This window comes from Mojavia sp., from assembly GCF_059505145.1.
Map to the genome: position 1 here is coordinate 161,810 of NZ_JCACKA010000028.1, position 20,430 is coordinate 182,239.

The window sequence follows — 20,430 nt, forward strand, 5'->3', positions numbered from 1 at the left end:
TGCTCTTTAACTCCCCCCTATCAAGCACGAACACATAATTTTAAGCAATACTGGTACAAGAAGATTTACACAAAATACAAAAATGCTAATTCGAGCGAGCGATACGCCTCTTTTAGAGTGGGCAGGGGATACTTTGGCAATTGGATTATTTGAAGATGCAGTAGAGTTAACTGGAGAACTGGCAACTTTAGATGGCAAGTTTGCTGGGATTCTAAAAGAACTGATTGCCGAAGAGGAATTTAAGGGTAAAGCCAATAGCACCATCTTCACCCGTGTAGCTGCTGGTAACCCAGTTCGGAAAGTTATTTTGGTAGGTTTGGGAAAACCAGAAGCTTTAAAACTAGATGGTTTGCGACGTGCGGCGGCGGCTGTAGGCCGAGTTGCCAAAAAGCAAAAAAGCAAAGTTTTGGGATTTAGTTTTCCATTATGGAACAACGATCCAGCGGCAAGTGCCCAAGCGATCGCTGAAGGTGTGCAACTGGCACTTTATCAAGATAACCGCTTTAAATCAGAACCAGAAGATAAAGGTTCACAAGTAGAAACCGTAGATTTACTAGGATTTGGTGGACAAGAAGCAGCGATTAATCTGGCTAATCAAATCGTTTCTGGAGTAATTTTGGCACGGCAGTTGGTCGCAGCCCCAGCAAACGAGGTAACGCCTATTACTATGGCAGAAACTGCACAAGCGATCGCCACCGATCACGGTTTGCAACTAGAAATTTTAGAACGCGAAGAGTGTGAAAAGCTAGGTATGGGAGCCTTTTTAGGAGTTGCTCAAGCTTCCGACTTACCTCCTAAATTTATTCACTTAACTTACAAGCCAGAAGGTACACCCACACGTAAACTAGCAATTGTTGGTAAAGGATTAACCTTTGACTCCGGCGGACTCAACATCAAAGGCGCTGGTAGCGGTATTGAAACTATGAAAATTGATATGGGTGGTGCAGCCGCCACCTTGGGTGCAGCAAAAGCCATTGCCCAAATAAAGCCCAATGCTGAAGTACATTTTATCTCAGCGGTGACCGAGAACATGATCAGCGGTCATGCCATGCACCCAGGTGACATCCTCAAAGCGTCTAACGGCAAAACTATAGAAGTTAACAATACCGATGCTGAAGGACGTTTAACTTTAGCAGATGCTTTGGTATTTGCCGAAAAATTGGGCGTGGATGCGATCGTTGATTTAGCTACCTTGACTGGTGCAAATGTGATTGCCTTGGGTGATGATATTGCTGGTTTGTTTACCCCTGATGATGCTGTAGCCGCCCAACTAGAAAAAGCTGCCGAAACCACAGGCGAAAAAATTTGGCGGATGCCTATGGAAGAAAAATATTTTGAAGGGCTAAAGTCTGGGATCGCCGATATGAAGAATACAGGGCCTCGTCCTGGTGGTGCGATTACTGCGGCTCTTTTCCTCAAGCAGTTTGTTAAAGAAACTTCTTGGGCACACTTAGATATAGCTGGCCCTGTGTGGGCAGATAAAGAAAATGGCTATAACGGGCCTGGGGCGACCGGCTTCGGCGTCCGTACCCTAGTTAACTGGGTAATGGGGATTGGGTAATGGGTAATGGGCATTGGGCATTGGGCATTGGATAAAGAAGACAAGGAGCATGGGGGATCAGGGGACAAGAAGCAAGAGTTAATCATGGTTCTTTCCCCTTGTCCCCTTGTCCCCCAGCCCCCAGTCCCCAACCCCCAGTCCCCACGATTCATGTTATGTTTGGCTTGCCGGAACCTCTTTTCAGATTTTCGGCAAAGCCATCTGGTAAAATTTGTAAGGTTTCTATAAGCTCTGAGCAATGGGATCGACTTGCGTACGGATCGCAATTGACGCAATGGGAGGGGATCATGCACCCAGTGAAATCGTTGCTGGCGCACTGCGAGCAATGGAAGAACTGGATGTAAAAGTTCTGTTGGTAGGTGATCCCCAACAAATTGAAGCTGTCCTGCCACCAAAAACCAATTTGGGGCAAGTGGAGATCGTTCCTGCTGAGGAAGCGATCGCAATGGATGAGGAGCCTTTAAGCGCCATCAGACGCAAACCCAAGGCTTCCATCAACGTGGCGATGGATTTGGTAAAGCAACAGCAGGCAGATGCAGTGTTTTCTGCTGGTCACTCTGGGGCAGCTATGGCAGCAGCCTTGCTCCGCTTAGGACGATTACCGGGAATTGACCGCCCTGCAATTGGGGCAGTATTTCCCACAATCGTAGCTGGCAAACCAGTCCTGATACTTGATGTTGGCGCGAACGTAGACTGCCGCCCTAAGTTTTTAGAGCAGTTTGCTGTCATGGGGTCTGTCTACAGTCAGTATGTGCTGGGGACAAACGAACCGAAAGTGGGTCTTCTAAATATTGGTGAAGAAGACTCTAAAGGTAATGATGCCGCAGTCCGCGCTCACCAAATGCTACGCGAAAATTCCCAAATTGCTTTTATTGGGAATGCAGAAGGACGTGACGTGCTTTCTGGGCACTTTGATGTGATTGTCTGTGATGGCTTTGTGGGCAATGTGTTGTTGAAATTTGCCGAAGCAGTCGGAGAAGTGATTCTGCAAATTTTGCGCGAAGAACTACCCCAAGGATTGCATGGTCAAATTGGTACAGCTCTTTTAAAACCCAATCTCAAGCGGATTAAGCAACGGATGGATCATGCGGAACATGGTGGTGCTTTACTTTTAGGCGTGGCGGGAATTTGTTTTATCGGTCACGGTAGCTCACAAGCACCTTCGATTTTTAATGCAATTCGCATGGCTAAAGAAGCTGTAGACAACCAAGTGCTACAACGAATTCAGTCTCAGTATCAAACCCTACAGCGCGAGAGTGGTTAGCAATCAGCAGGAAGATTAGCAATCAATAGCTGGAGAGGGGGTCATTGGTCAAACGTTAGTGGCTAATGACTAATGACTAATGACTAAACGCTGATAGCTGGATAGTTTGGGAGACTAGGAGTGCATAAGTTAGGCATAGCAATTACTGGAAGTGGTTCGGCCTTACCAGAAACTTCCTTAGACAATGAAGCGCTGACTGAACTGGTGGAGACATCAGATGATTGGATCACCACACGAACGGGAATTCGTCAAAGACGGTTGGCACATCCTGGCGAGTCTTTAAGTCAACTTGCTGCTGCTGCTAGCAAACAAGCGATCGCATCTGCTGGAATCACAGCAGCAGACTTGGATCTAATTCTGTTGGCAACCTCTACCCCTGATGATTTATTTGGCAGTGCTTGTCAAATTCAGGCTGAATTAGGAGCCACCAAAGCCGTAGCCTTTGACTTGACTGCTGCCTGCTCTGGCTTTGTCTTTGGACTGGTAACTGCTGCCCAATACATCAGAACAGGCGTTTATCAAAATGTACTGTTGGTAGGAGCAGATATCCTCTCTCGTTGGGTAGATTGGCAAGACCGCCGTACTTGTGTATTGTTCGGCGATGGTGCTGGAGCGGTAGTATTACAGTCTAATGAGAGCGATCGCTTGCTGGGATTTACTCTCAAAAGTGATGGTACACAAAATCATTACCTCAATCTTGCCTATAAAGGCTCCTCCCGTGAACTGATTTCAGACGTAAATATCTCTCAAGGGACTTACCAACCCATTACGATGAATGGCAAAGAAGTCTACCGCTTTGCTGTACAACGAGTACCAGAAGTCATCGACAAAGCTTTATTTCAGGCTAACCTCAGCATTGAGCAAATAGATTGGCTACTTTTGCACCAAGCTAATCAGCGAATTCTAGATGCTGTTGCCCAACGCCTCAATATTCCCAAACATAAAGTTATCAGCAATCTTGCCCATTATGGCAACACCTCTGCCGCCTCCATTCCTATTGCCCTAGATGAAGCAGTGCGGCAAGGCAAAATTCAACCTAATGACATCATTGCTGCATCCGGCTTTGGTGCTGGACTTACATGGGGCGCAGCAATTTTTCAATGGGGAAGATAAACAATTCAAAATTCAAAATGCAAAATTCTAAAACTGGATTTTTCATTTTGAATTTTTAATTTTGAATTCGAGCGAAGCGACTGACCAATGACTAAAACTGCATGGGTGTTTCCCGGACAAGGTTCCCAAGTAACAGGAATGGGAATCGACTTATTAGATATAGCTTCTGCGCGGGATAAATTTGCCCAAGCTGAGGCCATCTTAGGCTGGTCTGTCACAGAAATTTGCCAAAGCGATGCCGAACAGTTATCACGTACTCTCTACACCCAGCCAAGTTTATATGTAGTAGAAAGTATTCTTGCCGACCTTATCCGCGAACGGGGACATCAGCCAGATTTAGTTGCCGGTCACAGTTTGGGAGAATATATCGCTCTTTATATTGCTGGGGTCTTTGACTGGTCTGTGGGCTTACACTTGGTGAAGCGTCGTGCTGAACTTATGAATAGTGTTTCAGGTGGCATGATGGCTGCACTGATGAACTTTGAGCGCGAACAGTTGGAAATGGTTATTGCCCAAACGCCCGACGTAGTACTGGCAAATGATAACAGTCCGGCTCAGGTTGTCATTTCTGGCTCTCCAGAAGGTGTACAGACGGTACTATCGCAAGTTAAAGCCAAGCGTGCTATCCCTTTAAAAGTTTCTGGAGCCTTTCACTCACCCTTAATAGCAGCAGCAGCTACAGAGTTTCAGGAAGTCTTAGAATCTGTACAATTTCAGACAGCTACTGTACCAGTTTTATCTAATGTAGAACCTGTACCAACTGTTGATGCAGAGGTTTTAAAACAACGTCTAATTAAACAAATGACTGGTTCGGTACGGTGGCGAGAAATTTCTTTGTTTTTTCCTGACAATGGCATTGAGCGAGTAGTGGAAATTGGCCCTGGTAATGTGCTAACTGGTTTAATTAAACGCACAAGTCCTGGTTTAATCTTAGAAAACGTGCGTAATGCCGCTGAGTTGCCTGTTTAGCGATTAGAGGCTGGGGACTGGGTACTAGGGACTGGGAGACAAGGGGACAAGGAGACAAGGGGAGAAGCGGACAAGGGGAAAGAACCATGATTAACTTTTGCTTTTTGTCCCCCCATCCCCCATGCTCCTTGTCTTCTTTATCCAATGCCCAATGCCCCATGACGGCAGTTGCTACCCTGCGGGAAGCCACCCTCCGGGTGTCTACAAGCCGGGGAACCCTTTCGGCAGTTCCTCCTGGGGGAAACCCCCAAGGCCGGACTGCCTCACCAACGCACTGCCTCCCCAATGCCCAATGCTCACTTGCCCTGAGCGAAGCCGAAGGGATACCCCATGCCCAATGCCCAATGCCCCATACCCAATCCCCAATCCCTTATGTCTCGAAGCCGCGAACCGTTGATTAGTCTGGCACTCTATCACGCTTTTAAGTGGTCGGTTGTCAGCCCCATGCTTCATGCTTACTTTCGGATTCGGATTTATGGTGCTGAAAATGTGCCTCAATCCGGGCCATTAGTTGTAATAAGCAATCATGCTAGTTACTTTGACCCGCCAATTGTCTCTAGTTGTGTACTGCGTCCGGTAGCGTACATGGCTAAAGAAGAATTATTTAATATCCCGGTTTTGGCACAAGCAATTAAATTGTACGGTGCTTACCCAGTTAGTCGAGGTACAGCCGATCGCACTGCTATCCGTTCAGCCTTAGAGTGTATTGAAAATGGTTGGGCTGTGGGTGTTTTCTTACAAGGTACTCGCACACCAGATGGGCGAATTACAGACCCTAAGAGGGGTGCAGCGCTTTTAGCGGCTAAGGCAAAAGCACCTATATTGCCAGTGAGTTTATGGGGTACTGAGGGGATTTTACAAAAAGGCTCGACTATTCCCCGCGCAGTTCCCCTAACTGTCAGAATTGGCAAGGTGATTGATGCTCCTAGTTCGACTAATAAAGAGGAACTACAAGCGCTGACACAAAAGTGTGCAGCAGTAATTAATGGAATGCATGATTTAGGACGATAAGTGAGTACATCTAGAAATATGCTGGAAGGTGGTTGCGATCGCCTCTAAATTTCTGTAACTGTAAGGTGAATGTGCTTACAGCAAGTAGAAACATGATTGTTAAGCGCAATTAACTATTACACCTATCCCCAACAGTATATGAGCGGCTTTGAAGCCAAGAATTTTTGGCAGCGATTGAATAATCTGGCGTTAGTTCGCTTTTTGCTTTTGGTAGCTTCTGGATGGGCTATTGTACAGCTTTTAGCTTACTTTGAAGCGGTGATCGTTATTTTTACATTCGCCGCAATTTTGGCTTTTTTACTCAGCTATCCTGTAAAATGGCTGCGGCGTTTTTTACCACACGGTATAGCAGTTTCTATAGTTTTCTTGGTTAGCATTGTGATTCTTGGGGGGCTGGCAATTACTTTGGGTTTAGCAGTTCTATCTCAAGGACAACAACTAATTGACAGCGTGACTACTTTTTTAAACTCTTTAGCACCTTTAATCGAGCGATTAGAACAATTACTACGTAACCGCAATATTCAAATAGATTTAAGATTTATTGAAGAGCAATTACGCAATCAAGCAATATCCAGCCTTGTTAATAGTCTAACCATATTACAACAATTTTTGACTAATTTTGTAACTTTTATATTAATTGCAGTTATTGCATTTTTTATGCTTTTGGATGGAGAAAAGATTTGGAATTTAATCTTAAAAATAATTCCAAGTCAGCGGCGTAGTAGATTTAATAAGATAATCAAACGCAGTTTTTTAAGTTTTTTCCAAGGTCAATTGATATTAACTTTATTTTTAACAAGTACCACGTTTATTGTATTTTTATTATTAAATGTACCTTTTGCCTTGCTATTGTCAGTTATTGTCGGCTTACTTGATGTAATTCCCGGCATAGGGGCAACATTAGGAGTTAGTACAATTAGCTTACTTGTTTTGTCTCAAGATGTTTGGCTAGCATTAAAAGTATTTGTAGCCTGTATTGTACTCCAACAAATACAGGATAATTTAATTGCACCACGAATTATGCAAGGTGCGCTTAATTTGAATCCTATAGTAGTATTTTTTGCTTTGTTAGTAGGTGCTAGAGTGGCGGGATTACTCGGTATTTTTATCTCAATTCCCATAGCTGGAGTGATCGTAACTTTATTTGAAATTGAAGAGATGCAATCGGAAACTTAGTTATTAGTATTAGCCATGAGCTAGACAGTAGGGATTAATGTAAAATCAGTCTTAGACTCATAAAGAATAAGGAATTATGCCGGACTTAAGAGCAGATTTAACAGAAAATGTAGATGAGGCAGAGTGGGAATGGCTAATTCCTCATGTAAAAAGAGATGCGGTGATTGTAGTAACAGCTGGGCTAAGCTTGCTAGATGTTGGAATAGCGATCGCTAGTGATAATATTCCTGAAGTACAAGTGTGGATTGATGAACAATTGATTACCAAACCCACTACAGAACAGTTGGGAGAATGGAATGCTAATCCCACCAAGCGGTTTCAAACGCTCATCGTCCAGCCTTATGTTTTAGTACAAGAAATAGTAGCTGCTTCAGATGAAGTTTAGTAGCGTGGTTACCCTAAACTTTTTCTTGTTGCTGAGGTTGGGTTGAGTAAAACCAAACCCAATATTTACGATAAAGCAACACTAATTAAGACCTTAATAACCCCAGCGACTATTCTTTGGGCTTAATACCTTTAAAGCGTTGTTGCGCTTCTTTAAATGCTTCTTGCATGACAGACTGAATCTTTTTGGGATCGGGTTTTTTACCACCCATCAAGTCACCAAAGTACACACAGGCTGTTTCACCAAGTGACCAAGTGTAAGCAGCAGCCCAAGATGCAGCAATCACGCTGCCGAAACCGGGCACAAATTTGATTAATTCCCGCGCTACTGCTTGGGCGAGAAAACCACCTGCGATCGCACTGACAACTCCACCCGCCTGTGATGGTGTCAAAGTCTGCCCATACAAATTCCCCAGTGCTGTTACCATAGATACTTGCAAGGCAGTCAGCACTGGCATCGTGGCAAAAGGCAATGGTACTGCTGCGAGTGTGGCGGCCATGATTGCAAATGGCAAAATGTAACGACGTCCTGTATCACGGTAGAGGTTGCCAAGTTGCTTGCCACCTTCTTCATCCAATAACTGATAAATCGCACGGGCTTCGGCTTCTGGAAGGAGTTCTGCCAAAGAATCTCTAAATGCTTCTAAGCCATAAAATACTGGAGTGTAGCCGTCTTCTTCCAGAGTAAAGTCAATCAAAACAGAGCGATCGCACAGTTTTCCAAAAGCTTCTTGGATCGCAGCAAAGGCTCGGTTTACCTCTTCATAGTCTGGTGGATAAGCTGGATGATCGGCTGTAGCAGCAGGATAAACCTCATGTAGACAGGTAACCGCTAGTAAACAGGGAATATCTGGATACTTTTGACGCAACTGTTGAGCAATTTGACGCAGCGTTTCAGTTGCAAAATCATTAATTTTAACAGTCAAAATCAGAACTCTGGCACGGCGGCTTGAGTTTTGTAAATCTCCAACTAACTCCTTAATTATTGCCTGAGTGTCCTGCTTGACATCTCCCAAGCCAACTGTATCCGTAAAAATTAGTAATGGCAGGTCATCAGAAGGATAGGCGTAGCGCTCAGTATGTTGCGTGTGTGGGCGAAATCCCTGACCAACTATATCGGCAGAAACTCCCGTCAGCCCTCGCACAATCGAACTTTTCCCCGCTTGGGGTTTACCAATCAAAAGAGCTTCAGTGGTTGGCAATTCTGCTCGAACTGCCTCTAAAATTTCCGCAACCTGAGTTTCGCTGACACTAAACCAATTAACAACTGTCTGTGTTAATTGCTCTACAGGTAGTAATTGTACCAAGCGTGGTGCTGTCTTATTCCAAACACCAGCAATGCGGTCTTTCCATGACTCATCACTTGACTTGGTTGTTACACCATCAGTAGGCAGCACTGTCAGCGGTTTTTCCGACTCAAGGCGATCGCCGTTCGGTTCACTGAACTGCTGAAAATCAGTTGACGAAGAGTCAGCATTATGTTGCTCAGTCATTGGTATCTAAACGGCAGATAGATTGTAACTAAATTCTGTCTATTATTTTAGGGTGCTTCCTAAGACTTAGCATGGTTAAAAAGACACAGATCCTGATTTTAGCTTTATCCTCATACTGAAGTTATAGCAATTTTGATTTGAAGGAGGTACAGATTTATCTGTGTTTATCAGTGTGCATCTGTTCTAAATTTGTGAATGTATTACACTCTGTTGGAAATTGCCGTAGTAGTAGTATAAGATGTTTGATACTTGCAATAAGTAAGCAGCTAAATATTCCTAAAGCCAGTCTCCAACTAGGATGTAGGGTGCCCAGTAAACGGGATGCTCATAAAGCGGATCTTTTAAAAGTGCTATTTGGGAGTTACGTAAAGCCTCAGCTTTGGTTTGTTTTGTATTACGCAACTGCTGATAAAAGCGATGCATCAAATTGGCTGTTGCTTGATCATTCACAGACCATAATGTTGCTAAAGTACTACCAGCCCCTGCCCTGACTGCTATTCCTGCTAACCCTAAAGCAGCACGCTTATCTCCTGTTGCGGTTTCACAGGCACTGAGAACAAGCAGTTCAACTGTCTGTTGCTTTTTCTGTTCCGGTATCTGGAGGAGGTTATCTAAATCATTGATTTTGATACGGTCATCCCAAGCCAGAATAAAAGTTTCTACTGCCTTAGAGCTAAATTTACCATGAGTAGCAATGTGAACGATAGGAAAGAAGGTAGATTGAAGGTAACTTTTGAGATTATTGCTGGTAAATTCTTCATTTAACAGAACTACGCTCGGTACTTCAGATTTAATTTGCTTTAATTCCTGTTCCACATATTCTAGAGGAGAAAAGCCTTGCCGTGCCTCAGTTAAGCCAGCGCCAAGTACTTTAAAGTTTCTTTGTGGCAACCGCTTAGGAGGTAGTAACTGTAGGCTTGGTGTCAAAGCGATGCTGTACTTTTCGACTAAATATTGATTCCCATCATGCAGAGATGCCATTGGAATATTTCGCAACACACCGTCCGGTACAAACACTAATGTTTTAATCCCACTGTTAGCTAGTTCGGTTTCAGCTGGACGGATCAACCAATCATAAAGTTGTTGAGAAAACGGTCGAAAGTCCTCTTTAGAACGGATAACTAAATTTTTGCGTAGTTTTTCTACAATGCTTTCGAGCTGATCTTGAGGCAGAGATGTTGCGTAGTGGCGTAGTGGTTGTTGCGGCAAGCTTAAAATAACTTCTAATCGATCTGCCAAGATAATCGGATAAATTACTCCTGCCAGTGGATCAAACTGATCAATTTGAGTGGATTTTCTATCCAAGCAAGCTTCGCGCAGAAAGTTATCTAATTCTGCTAATTGTAAAGACTCAATAACTTGACGAGCTTGGATTATAGATTTTTGGTCGCCCTTTGAAGTGCTAGGTTGTAGAAGTAAACTCACTAGTTCGCGGTATACGGGTTCTACACTGTCCCGAAAAGAGAATTGGATATCGGGATCAATTGCAACCAAATCACTACGCAAGGATTGTAGGGTACTGACAGCTTGAGTATAGGCTGCGATCGCTCCTTCAAGATTTCCCTGTACTTTTAAAAGTCGTCCTAACTGCCATTGCCAACGGTAGGCAATTTCTGGCTCATTAATAGCTTGGGCGAGTACGAGTGCTTGCTGGGTTAAATCTTGGGCAATTGACCATTGCTGAGTCTGTTCGTAAAGTCCGCCAAGTTTACCAAGTGCATAAGCTTGTGCTTGCTTGTCTTCCAAGTTTTTTGTCTGCTGGATGGTAGTTGCAACCAACTGAGCAATATTTACTATAGTGGGAGCATTGGGGACATTTGCCTGCTTGAGGCGAATCAAACTTCCAGCCAAGTTAAGCTGGGCATAAACCACTACTCGACTAGGTGGTTGATTGGCAAGTTGAGACTGAATTTGACTCCACAGTGTTTGAGCCGATGCCCATTGTTTTATATCAATTAAGGTACTTAGTTGATTGAGTTGACTTCGGATTTTGAGGATCGAGGAAGGTGCAATGGCTACAGCTTTTTGATAGAAAGCCAAAGCAGATTCAGGATCTTCCTTTGCACGGGCCACATTCCCCAAATCGAGGTATGCGGCACTGATATCTACGGGAGATTGTAATTTTTGGGCGATCGCCAAGCTTTGTTGCAATACTTGCTGTGCTTGTTCCAAATTACCTACTAAACGCAGGCTACTACCTAAGCTGCGTAATCCAGCTATTTTTATTGGCGCATCAGGTTGTTTTTCGAGGATTTGGTTGACCTGAGTTAGTGTAGATAATGCTCGACGATATAACCCTAAACTCTTCAAAGCTTGAGATTGGTTAATTAAGCTTCGGATCACTCCAATCTCGGATTTTGCCTGAGTATAAGTAGCAGTTGCGGCTTGCCAAGTTGTCAGTGCTGCTTGCGACTTTCCAGTTGCTAATTGTAAACTTCCTTGAGTGTTTAAGGCTTGAGCTAGAACTTTTAACTTTTCGAGTGAGCGATCGCCCTGTTTTGCGTTTAACAATTCTAGGCTATGAGAAATTGCTTGGCTAGCTTGAGACCACCGCCCTAGTTGCTGATAACTCAATGAGAGGTTATTTAAGACTCTAGCTTGGTTGAGTTTATCGCCCTGAGATTGGTAAGCCTGGAGAATTTGTTGCCAGATTTTAAGTGCTTCTAAGAACTGCCCTGCTTCGTAATATTGCCTACCCTGTTGCTCCTGTTGTGCTGCATTGGGTAAATTCTGAACCATTGATGGCAGTGAAGAATTTTGGGCAGCAACAGAAACTACAGTTCCAGCTATGGGTAACAGGGTAAAAACTAGGCCTAACAAAATCCCAATTATAAATATGACTAAACGACCATGTATCCGTCTCAAGTAGTTTTTACGTAACAATAAATATAGATTAATGTACATAAAAGCCACTTAAATATAAATATATTTTTTAGCTAATTTTTGCCCACCCAATATGTGTTTTTTATCCATAATCTTAAGTTTATTTAGGCTGCGCTATTATTAGTAAATAAAGCTTGTCCTATCGTTAGCTTTTTACAACGGTTATTTAAAATATTTGCATAAAAAATCATTTACTTATCCTTTTTGATTATGTGGATGCTGTTCCCAGTCAAAAATTTCATTATCTGAACTATCAGGCTTACGCCAGGTGATTTTTCCTCTTAACGTATCCATTAAGGTTTGTTCAACCACATCAGCTAATTTATCCCATGTTAAATCCTCTTGCTGAAGTAAAACTTTTAGTTCTTGCAAAGCAGACAATACTGCATTCTCTTCTTGAAAATCAAGCAGATCATCAGCGCGCAGGGGGTCTTGTTGTACAGCTATAATTCCCTGCCGCACAGCCGTATTAATTTTCTGGTGAAACTCTGTTTTGGCACGATGTAATTGCCGCTGCCACCCTCTTTTGCTAGTGGCATAAAGAGCAGGCAGACGATTTAATGCGTAAGCAGTCACCTCAGATGGATTGATATATTTAGCAATTTTAGAAGGCAACGATTGGATCTGCTGTTGTACTTCCGCTACCACTAGCACTTCCATCACATTTCGAGAGTTTTTTAGGAATATATGTTGTTTAGATGGCTGATTAGAAGAATCAATTGTTGAATTATGAACGAAATTCCTCATAAAGCAATACAAACTGAACTACTGTTTATGGCTTTATATTGCCCTTTACTAGCATCTAGCTAACATAGTTGCTTGGTTTTTTGTAAAGATGCCTGGATAGTCCTCAGTCATTAATCATTAGTGGTAATAGGAGTTTGGTTAGATACTACTCAATGCATTTTAAAAATATTGAAATAATATAAGTGTTTACCCAGAACTAACAAATAAAATTTTATGATAAATATTGTGTATTACTGAGGACAAAAGATGATAATTCTATAAAATGAGTTGCTTTTCAGTACTTTAGCAATATTTCAGCAATTTTACTTAAGAAACCTGTCCTTTAAACATCTGATAAAGTAAAGCCATTTAATCTACTCTTAAGCAAACAATTAGAGTATTTATTAAATAAGAATTACTGCGAAATTTAGTACTAAATAATAGTAATCCATGGTAGAAAAAACTTTGAATACCAGGACATTTACCATTCTTTGTCTGACGTCTGTGTTGACATTCTCTTGGGCTTGTTTCCAGCAAGTATTAGCAAATTCTGAACAGAGAGCTAGAGAAGGTTTGCCAGGCCGAAGAATTGGCGGTGGAACACGTGGAGAGTGTTCTAGTAATGCTGGGCGATTAATGGCATTAGTTCCAGAAAATAATTTGGGATTGACAAAACAAGCCTATCCCAATTTTTTGTTCTACTTGCCTCGAACTGCAACACCAAGAACAGTGGAGTTTGTCCTGCAAGATGATAAACGTCGTTCAGTTTATGAAGCTAACTTCACTACACCCAGTTCAGGAGGTGTAATAAACTTTAGCTTGCCTGATTCTGCATTCTTGCCTCCACTTACCATTGGTAAGAAATATAATTGGTATCTATCAATGATTTGCGACCCTGAAAACAGAGCTACTGATGTTGTGGTGCATGGATGGATTAAAAGAGTAGAAACAGACTCAGTTCTGACTAAAAAGTTACAGCAAACATCACCTTTAGGGCGCGTTACTTTATATGCTCAAGCAGGACTGTGGCAAGACGCATTAGGCACATTGGCGGAACTTAAGTATACTCGACCTAATGATTCCCAGCTCGCTGCTAGTTGGATACAGCTATTAAAGTCTGAGAAATTGGATGCGATCGCACAAGAGCCGCTTTTGAAGATTAAAATTCCAACCAGCCACTAATTGCAAGTTAAGTATTTTTCCAACTATCAATTTACTGTTTTTGTGATTGCTAAATACTCCAAAAGGTTTTGGTCACTACTACCCTTAGTTACCAAGCATTGTCAGCGCCAGGTCAACCGCTCAATTGCAACACTGAGTTTAAGGCAATCTGTGTTTATTACCAGCATCCTCATTACAGGGTTGGTAATGGGTGTGAGACAACTTGGCTGGTTGCAGTTCCTAGAATTAGTAGCTTTTGACCAGATGGTGCGTCTCCAACCAGATGCTGGCCCTGATCCTCGACTCTTGGTAGTCACAATTACAGAAGCTGATATTCAAGAACAGAAAAAATGGCCAATTTCTGATCAAACTCTCTCTCAAGTACTGGCGAAGCTGCAACAGGCGCAGCCCAAAGCAATTGGCTTAGACCTCTACCGTAATCTCCCGCAACCGCCAGGTCGTGAAGTTCTGATGCAGCAACTTCAGGCTCCGAATGTTATTACCATTAATAATCTCGGTGATACGAATGCAGAAGGAGTCTCTCCGATTTCTGGCCTAGCAGCAGAAAAAATCGGCTTTAATGACTTTGTTATTGACCCAGATGGAGTAGTTCGCCGAAATTTTATTTATGCTTACCAAGGCGAGACGCAATTCTACTCTTTCTCGCTGCGGTTGGGCCTTAAATATCTTGCACAAACAGGGGTAAAGCTTAAAGTTAATCCAAATGTACTGCAATTAGGTAATACTGTATTCCCTCCTTTACTTCCCGATTCGGGCGGTTATCACGATATTGATAACGCGGGCTATCAAATCATGATCTCCTACCGTTCACCGGAAAAAGTAGCGCGGCAGGTATCATTAAGCCAAGTGCTGCGGGGTCAGTTTGACCCAGACTGGGTAAAGGACAAGGTGGTGCTGATTGGTACAACTGCCCCTAGCTTAAAGGACTTGTTCTTCACTCCCTACAGTCCAGGTAAGCCTGCGATCCCAGCTATGCCTGGGGTACTGCTTCATGCTCAATTGGTAAGCCAACTCCTGAGTATAACCTTAGATCAACAACCAATATTCTGGTTTTGGCCGGAATGGGCAGAATCCCTATGGGTTTGGATTTGGGCTTTTCTAGGGGGTGTACTAGCATGGCGACTACGGCATCCGCTTTCTCTAGGAGTAACTGGAGCAATTTCTTTGGCGGGGCTAGCATATATCTGCTTTAGCATATTTACGCAAGCAGGCTGGATACCGTTAATACCTCCAATCCTGGCATTCGTGATAACGGGTGGAAGTGTTTTAGCTTATAAGCTATTGCATAATACATTGCATGATACTTTAACCGATCTTCCTAATCGGGATCTGTTTTTGAAAGAATTGGAATGGGCGATCGCAGAAACAAAACTTGGCAAAAATCCGCGATTTGCTCTGCTATTTTTGGATATTGACCGCTTCAGAGTGATTAATGAGAGTTTTGGTCACCACTTTGGCGATCAATTTTTAGTCAATGCCACTCAAAGATTAAAAGCCTGTTTAGGACGTAGGCGAATACTAGCGCGGGTTGGAGGAGACGAGTTCGCAATTTTGCTAAAAAATATTACTGATGCCAGTGAGGTGACTGCTGTTGCCGACCAACTACAAAAGCAAATGTCCTTACCCTTCCAAAATCACGGACAAGAAATATTTACTAGCATCAGCGTTGGGATAGCTTTCAATCAAACTGAACTCGACTATCAACCAGTGGCTCTATTACGAGATGCCCACACAGCTATGTATCGGGCTAAAGATTTGGGTAAAAGGCGTCACGAAGTATTTGCCACAGGTATGCATACTCAAGTGATGAAGCGGTTGCAGTTGGAGACAGACCTTCATCGAGCTATTGAGCAGCAAGAATTTTATCTTCACTATCAGCCAATAGTCTTGTTAGAAACCGATAGAATTGTCGGGTTTGAGGCACTTGTGAGATGGCAACATCCCCAGCATGGGTTTGTCTCTCCGGGAGAGTTCATTCCACTTACAGAAGAAACAGGGTTGATTATTCCTCTAGGTAAGTGGATTTTGCAAGCAGCCTGTGAGCAGTTGTCTGTTTGGCAAGCTCAGTTTCCCGCAGAACCACCACTAATGATGAGTATTAACCTTTCTGGACAGCAGTTGAATCAAGCAGATTTAGTGGAATACATTGAGCAGACACTGAAGACGACAGGGCTAGATGGACAAAGTTTAAAATTAGAAATTACCGAAACCGTAGCCATGAATGATGTTGAAGCCGCCATTAGTATATTGCTACGATTGCGAACTTTAAATCTGCGGCTGAGTATTGATGATTTTGGTACAGGATACTCTTCCTTAAGTTATTTACATCGCTTTCCTGTCAATACGTTAAAAGTAGATCGCTCCTTTGTTAGCAGGATGGAAGATACTGATGAAGATGCTGCGATCGTTCAAACGATTATCATGTTAAGCCATGCTTTGGGCATGGATGTAGTTGCAGAGGGTGTAGAAACGGCTGCACAACAAGCTAAATTGCAAGTGCTGGGCTGTGAGTATGGACAGGGCTATTTTTTCTCTAAGCCTTTAGATAGCAATGCTGCAACTGCATTACTGGATAGGCAATTCTCTGGTATTAAAGAATTGAAAATTAGCTAGCAATAAAATTAGAGTAGCTATTATGTTGGGTTTCGTACCGTGAGCTATTCTAAAATGCTGGCATGAGTCCTAAAAACGCTACCAAAAACTATCTCAACGAAGTGGGTCAAAACGATTGACTAAAGTAGACACCGCAATCATTGGTAAACCGGCAATTAGGCAAATAAACCATTGACTCAAGTTTAATGGTGCGGTGCTAAATAAATTATTCATTAAGCTCCACTGGCTAAAAATTACTTGCAAAAGTATTGTGCAAGCAATTCCTATAAAAATCGCTGGGGCTTCTTTTACTGTCTGTTGAATTTTAGAGAGTTTATTAAGCAGCGCAATTCCTAATTGGCTAATACTTAAGAGGTAAAAGATTCTACCTGCAACTAAAGCCTGAATTGCCATAGTGCGTGCTAAATCAATATTGCCTGTAGTTTGTCGTATCCATTCAAATACACCAAAAATCAAAATCCAGTTAAAGACAGAGATGCTCAGAATTCGCTTGACTAAGCTACGAGAAAGTAAGGGCGAATTAGGGTTACGTGGAGGTTGTTGCATCACCCGTTCAGACTTTGGTTCAAAGGCTAAAGGAACTGTCATGGCGATGGAATTTACCATATTCAGCCAGAGAACTTGTAAGGATAAAATAGGTAAGTCTCTAGCTAATAAGATGCTAATTAAAATCGTCATGGATTCGCCACCATTAACTGGGAGAATAAAGGCGATCGCTTTGAGCAGATTTCGATAAACTGTGCGCCCTTCCTCAACAGCCGCTTCTATCGAGGCGAAGTTGTCGTCTGTCAAAATCATGTCAGCGGCTTCTTTGGCTACCTCTGTACCAGCACCCCCCATTGCAATACCAATATCTGCTTGTTTGAGGGCGGGTGCATCGTTAACACCATCACCCGTCATTGCCACTACTTCACCTTTAGACTGTAGTGCTTCTACAATTCGGAGTTTTTGTTCTGGTGCAACACGGGCAAACACTACCCCATCTTCTATGGCTGTGGCCAGTTCTTGTTGCTCCATCTGGGCAAGTTCACTGCCTGTAAAAGCTAGAACTTCCCTATTTTTGTTAAAGCCCATGCGAGATGCGATCGCCGCAGCTGTCACAGCATGATCACCTGTAATCATCTTGACTTGGATACCAGCTTCTTGACAAGCTTGCACTGCTTTAATCGCTTCTGCTCTCGGTGGATCGATCATCCCCTGCAAGCCTAAGAAAATCAAACCCTGTGCAATATCTGGATGATTTAATGAATCTTGAGTATTTGGCAGAGATTTTTGGGCAAAAGCTAGTACCCGCAAACCCTGATGAGCCATTGCGTCGACTCGTTGATGTACAGTTTCTGCTTCTACATTGATCAGATTTCCAGAGGCGTCCAACATCTGCTGACAACGATTGAGAATTGCTTCTACTGAACCCTTTACGTAGACAATTCTCTGTTTTGTGTTTTTTGCAGATGAAGTTGCGTGTAGAGTTGCCATGTACTGAAACTCAGACTCAAATGGGATAACGTCTAGCCTGGGTGTATTTTGTTCTAAGCTTTCACGAGTAAGTCCAACTTTGTGAGCAACAGCTAGCAACGCTCCTTCAGTAGGATCGCCAACTACCTGCCATTGCCCATCTTTGTTTTCCAAATGTGAATCGTTACATAACAAACCAGCTTTTAAACATTCTTCAAGGGCTGGAGAATTGTCCGAATCTACAGAATTTTTATTCAGCAAAATTTCCCCGTCGGGAGTATAGACTGAACCAGTTACTGTATAGTTTTCACTCCCAGCATAGATTGCTTGTACCGTCATCTGGTTTTCGGTTAGAGTGCCAGTTTTATCTGAGCAAATAACTGTAGCACCACCGAGAGTTTCGACTGCTGGCAACTTGCGAACAATGGCGTGACGGCGCGCCATTCGAGAAACACCAATGGCCAATGTTACTGTTACTACAGCTGGCAATCCTTCAGGAATGGCACTTACAGCGAAGGCGACGGCTGCTTCAAACATTTCTGCCCAGGAATTGCCGTATCCCAGACCAACTGCAAATGTCAGCGCCGCTATCCCTAAAATGATGTAAAGTAAAATGCGGCTAAATTTGTCAAATTTGCGGGTTAATGGGGTTTTGAGGCTGGTTCCTTGCTCCATTAGCTGAGAAATCCGCCCGGTTTCCGTTGCCTCTCCAATAGCAACAACAATACCGCTGCCTGTGCCGAATGTGACAAAGCTGCCAGCATAAGCCATATTGGTGCGTTCTGCTAGGGGTGCGTCTGCATTTAGGAGTTGCGTGTTTTTTTCAACGGCGATTGATTCCCCAGTGAGTGCTGATTCATTCACTTGGAGATTTCGGACTTGTACCAGGCGCAAATCTGCTGGTACTTTGTCTCCAGAACTGAGTAGTACTACATCTCCAGGTACTAACTCAGTCGAAGAAACTTGCACTTTTTTACCGTTGCGTAGGATAGTTGCATTGGTCTGCACTGAGTCAGCTAAGGCAGCGATCGCACTTTCAGCTTTAGATTCTTGAACAAAACCAATAATAGCGTTAATCAGAGTGACACCCCAAATCACCCAAGCATTCACCCATTGCCCCAGTAACGCTTTGATTGCTCCCGCAATTAACAAGATGTACAGCAGCGGTTGGTTAAATTGTAATAAAAATTTGACTACTGGACTTTTTCCGGGTTTACTCTTGAGTTCATTAGCACCAAAACGCTCCTGAAGCTTGGCTACTTCAGCAGTTGTTAAACCGTTCTCTAAATTACTGTTTAAATACTGAGCTACTTTCTGTGCAGGTAGATTGTGCCATTGATGTTCTGGCAGTTTATTTGTAACTAATGTTGTCATTTTATTCGCTCCAATATAATCTCCTGACAGGACAAATTCAGAATCTAGATATTGCTAATAAATAGTTAGGTTGCATTGATTTTGGATTCCACTTGTAACTATTAGTCAATCTTTTATAGGTAGGCGAACAATGAAAAAGCATAATGATGTCATCTTGTTAATAAAGCTTTTTCTAATATAGAAATTAAAGAGCGATCGCGTTTAAATCTGATTAAAAATCGTGCTTATTACCGCGATTTAGAGAGACAAAAAAAATTCTTTTTTCTTGGGGCTGATAGTCACAGCAGTATTTTGCTTCTTCGGTAAAAGCTACAGAAGGATTTACTGCACACTTAAGATAGTTGTTTTTAGCAAAAAAGCGACACTTTTGACAACGATAAACTTTACTAGATATTTGATGTGAAATTTTTACTTTATGAAAAATAATTATTCCAGCCATGACTAAAAGTATAATAGGAGCAACAATCACTGTTGGATCGCGAGTTTTTGTGAAGTTAAAATTTTCTATTTTTTGAGTTTCTTGTATTAGATTTAACTTACCTAAATAGAGAACATGAGAATTACTAGTTTGTGCTGCTTTGAGCAAATCTTGGTGGAGAGACATACCACTTACCTCTAGCTCATAATTATTGGGTTAATTTGATACAAGTCTTTTTGAAAAATTTGTATTTTTACGGTAATTTGATTACCACAGTCTTGAGGTTTGTTCTAACAATAGTGAGTATAGTAAGCAAATGTGATTAGAAAGTGACCAGAAAAATATAAGTGTAAACAAAAAAAAATTATACTTTATTTCTTAATTACCCAAAAATGAGGTTGTTTGTTGTATCGGTTTATGCATGAATTCTCGTAGTTTATTTACGAGAAAAAATACAGATAAATTTTATTTAACTGATCTGAGAGTTACAAAAACATCTCTTATCTGATGACACACTGTTTTAATTTTGAATTTTTATTGTCGTCACTTTTGCATCACATTTATTATTGATACTAGAAGTGGCTAAGTAGAAATAATTTGATATTAAATTCATAAAAATTCCAATTTCATATCTTTCTAAAGATGGAAGTTGTTTATTCAATGGTATCTACTTAAAGGTGGATTTATGGATTGGCAAGATTTGTTTCATTGGCTTTACATTGCAGGGATGGTGATTGGTGCTATTCACTTTATGTCCCTCAGTAGAAATCCTCATGGTGTTCCCAAATACGACCAATAAGAATAAGGG

General features: G+C 42.3%; 15 protein-coding genes. 10 read left to right on the forward strand and 5 right to left on the reverse strand.

Annotation, left to right across the window (positions count from 1 at the left end; translation table 11 throughout):
• The first annotated feature begins 82 nt into the window (after positions 1 to 82).
• From AC5JL8_RS04535 to AC5JL8_RS04570, 8 genes are all read left to right on the forward strand, one after another.
• On the forward strand, positions 83 to 1,561 hold the full coding sequence (locus AC5JL8_RS04535) for a leucyl aminopeptidase (protein ID WP_495878585.1): 1,479 nt from the start codon (positions 83 to 85) through the stop codon (positions 1,559 to 1,561).
• 238 nt (positions 1,562 to 1,799) lie between these two features.
• Positions 1,800 to 2,825, forward strand: coding sequence for a phosphate acyltransferase PlsX (plsX, locus tag AC5JL8_RS04540; protein WP_495878586.1), 1,026 nt, complete (start codon positions 1,800 to 1,802; stop codon positions 2,823 to 2,825).
• Between the two features lie 120 nt (positions 2,826 to 2,945).
• Positions 2,946 to 3,938, forward strand: coding sequence for a beta-ketoacyl-ACP synthase 3 (locus AC5JL8_RS04545; RefSeq protein WP_495878587.1), 993 nt, complete (start codon positions 2,946 to 2,948; stop codon positions 3,936 to 3,938).
• 87 nt (positions 3,939 to 4,025) lie between these two features.
• Positions 4,026 to 4,907 carry an ACP S-malonyltransferase gene (fabD, locus tag AC5JL8_RS04550; protein ID WP_495878588.1) on the forward strand — a complete coding sequence of 294 codons (882 nt, stop codon included), beginning with the start codon at positions 4,026 to 4,028 and terminating at the stop codon, positions 4,905 to 4,907.
• A gap of 158 nt (positions 4,908 to 5,065) precedes the next feature.
• Positions 5,066 to 5,308: a hypothetical protein gene (locus AC5JL8_RS04555; RefSeq protein WP_495878589.1), complete on the forward strand. Its 243-nt coding sequence runs from the start codon at positions 5,066 to 5,068 to the stop codon at positions 5,306 to 5,308.
• Complete coding sequence (locus tag AC5JL8_RS04560; RefSeq protein ID WP_495878590.1) at positions 5,280 to 5,918, forward strand: lysophospholipid acyltransferase family protein; 639 nt, start codon at positions 5,280 to 5,282, stop codon at positions 5,916 to 5,918. The genes AC5JL8_RS04555 and AC5JL8_RS04560 overlap by 29 nt, the downstream gene beginning before the upstream one ends.
• 138 nt (positions 5,919 to 6,056) lie before the next feature.
• Entirely contained in the window at positions 6,057 to 7,094 is a 1,038-nt protein-coding gene (locus tag AC5JL8_RS04565; RefSeq protein WP_495878591.1) for an AI-2E family transporter, read from the forward strand.
• 76 nt (positions 7,095 to 7,170) lie between these two features.
• The gene (locus tag AC5JL8_RS04570) at positions 7,171 to 7,479 is read left to right on the forward strand and encodes a DUF2288 domain-containing protein (RefSeq protein ID WP_495878592.1); all 309 of its coding nucleotides are present in this window, start codon (positions 7,171 to 7,173) and stop codon (positions 7,477 to 7,479) included.
• 109 nt (positions 7,480 to 7,588) lie between these two features.
• On the opposite strand, the gene AC5JL8_RS04575 is transcribed toward AC5JL8_RS04570, so the two are convergent.
• From AC5JL8_RS04575 to AC5JL8_RS04585, 3 genes are all read right to left on the reverse strand, one after another.
• Positions 7,589 to 8,971, reverse strand: a complete 1,383-nt coding sequence (locus AC5JL8_RS04575) for a YcjF family protein (RefSeq protein WP_495878593.1) — start codon at positions 8,969 to 8,971, stop codon at positions 7,589 to 7,591.
• Positions 8,972 to 9,247: 276 nt separating this feature from the next.
• Positions 9,248 to 11,875 (reverse strand): CHAT domain-containing protein, encoded by a 2,628-nt coding sequence (locus tag AC5JL8_RS04580; protein WP_495878594.1) that lies wholly within the window; start codon positions 11,873 to 11,875, stop codon positions 9,248 to 9,250.
• Positions 11,876 to 12,049: 174 nt separating this feature from the next.
• Complete coding sequence (locus AC5JL8_RS04585; protein ID WP_495878595.1) at positions 12,050 to 12,601, reverse strand: late competence development ComFB family protein; 552 nt, start codon at positions 12,599 to 12,601, stop codon at positions 12,050 to 12,052.
• A 429-nt stretch (positions 12,602 to 13,030) separates the two neighbouring features.
• Here AC5JL8_RS04585 and AC5JL8_RS04590 point away from each other — a divergent pair, with 429 nt between their 5' ends.
• Positions 13,031 to 13,762, forward strand: coding sequence for a DUF928 domain-containing protein (locus AC5JL8_RS04590; protein ID WP_495878596.1), 732 nt, complete (start codon positions 13,031 to 13,033; stop codon positions 13,760 to 13,762).
• Between the two features lie 150 nt (positions 13,763 to 13,912).
• Complete coding sequence (locus tag AC5JL8_RS04595) at positions 13,913 to 16,375, forward strand: EAL domain-containing protein (RefSeq protein WP_495878597.1); 2,463 nt, start codon at positions 13,913 to 13,915, stop codon at positions 16,373 to 16,375.
• A 93-nt stretch (positions 16,376 to 16,468) separates the two neighbouring features.
• On the opposite strand, the gene AC5JL8_RS04600 is transcribed toward AC5JL8_RS04595, so the two are convergent.
• Positions 16,469 to 19,204: a cation-translocating P-type ATPase gene (locus tag AC5JL8_RS04600; protein WP_495878598.1), complete on the reverse strand. Its 2,736-nt coding sequence runs from the start codon at positions 19,202 to 19,204 to the stop codon at positions 16,469 to 16,471.
• 211 nt (positions 19,205 to 19,415) lie between these two features.
• Positions 19,416 to 19,808 (reverse strand): hypothetical protein, encoded by a 393-nt coding sequence (locus AC5JL8_RS04605; protein ID WP_495878599.1) that lies wholly within the window; start codon positions 19,806 to 19,808, stop codon positions 19,416 to 19,418.
• Between the last annotated feature and the right edge of the window lie 622 nt (positions 19,809 to 20,430).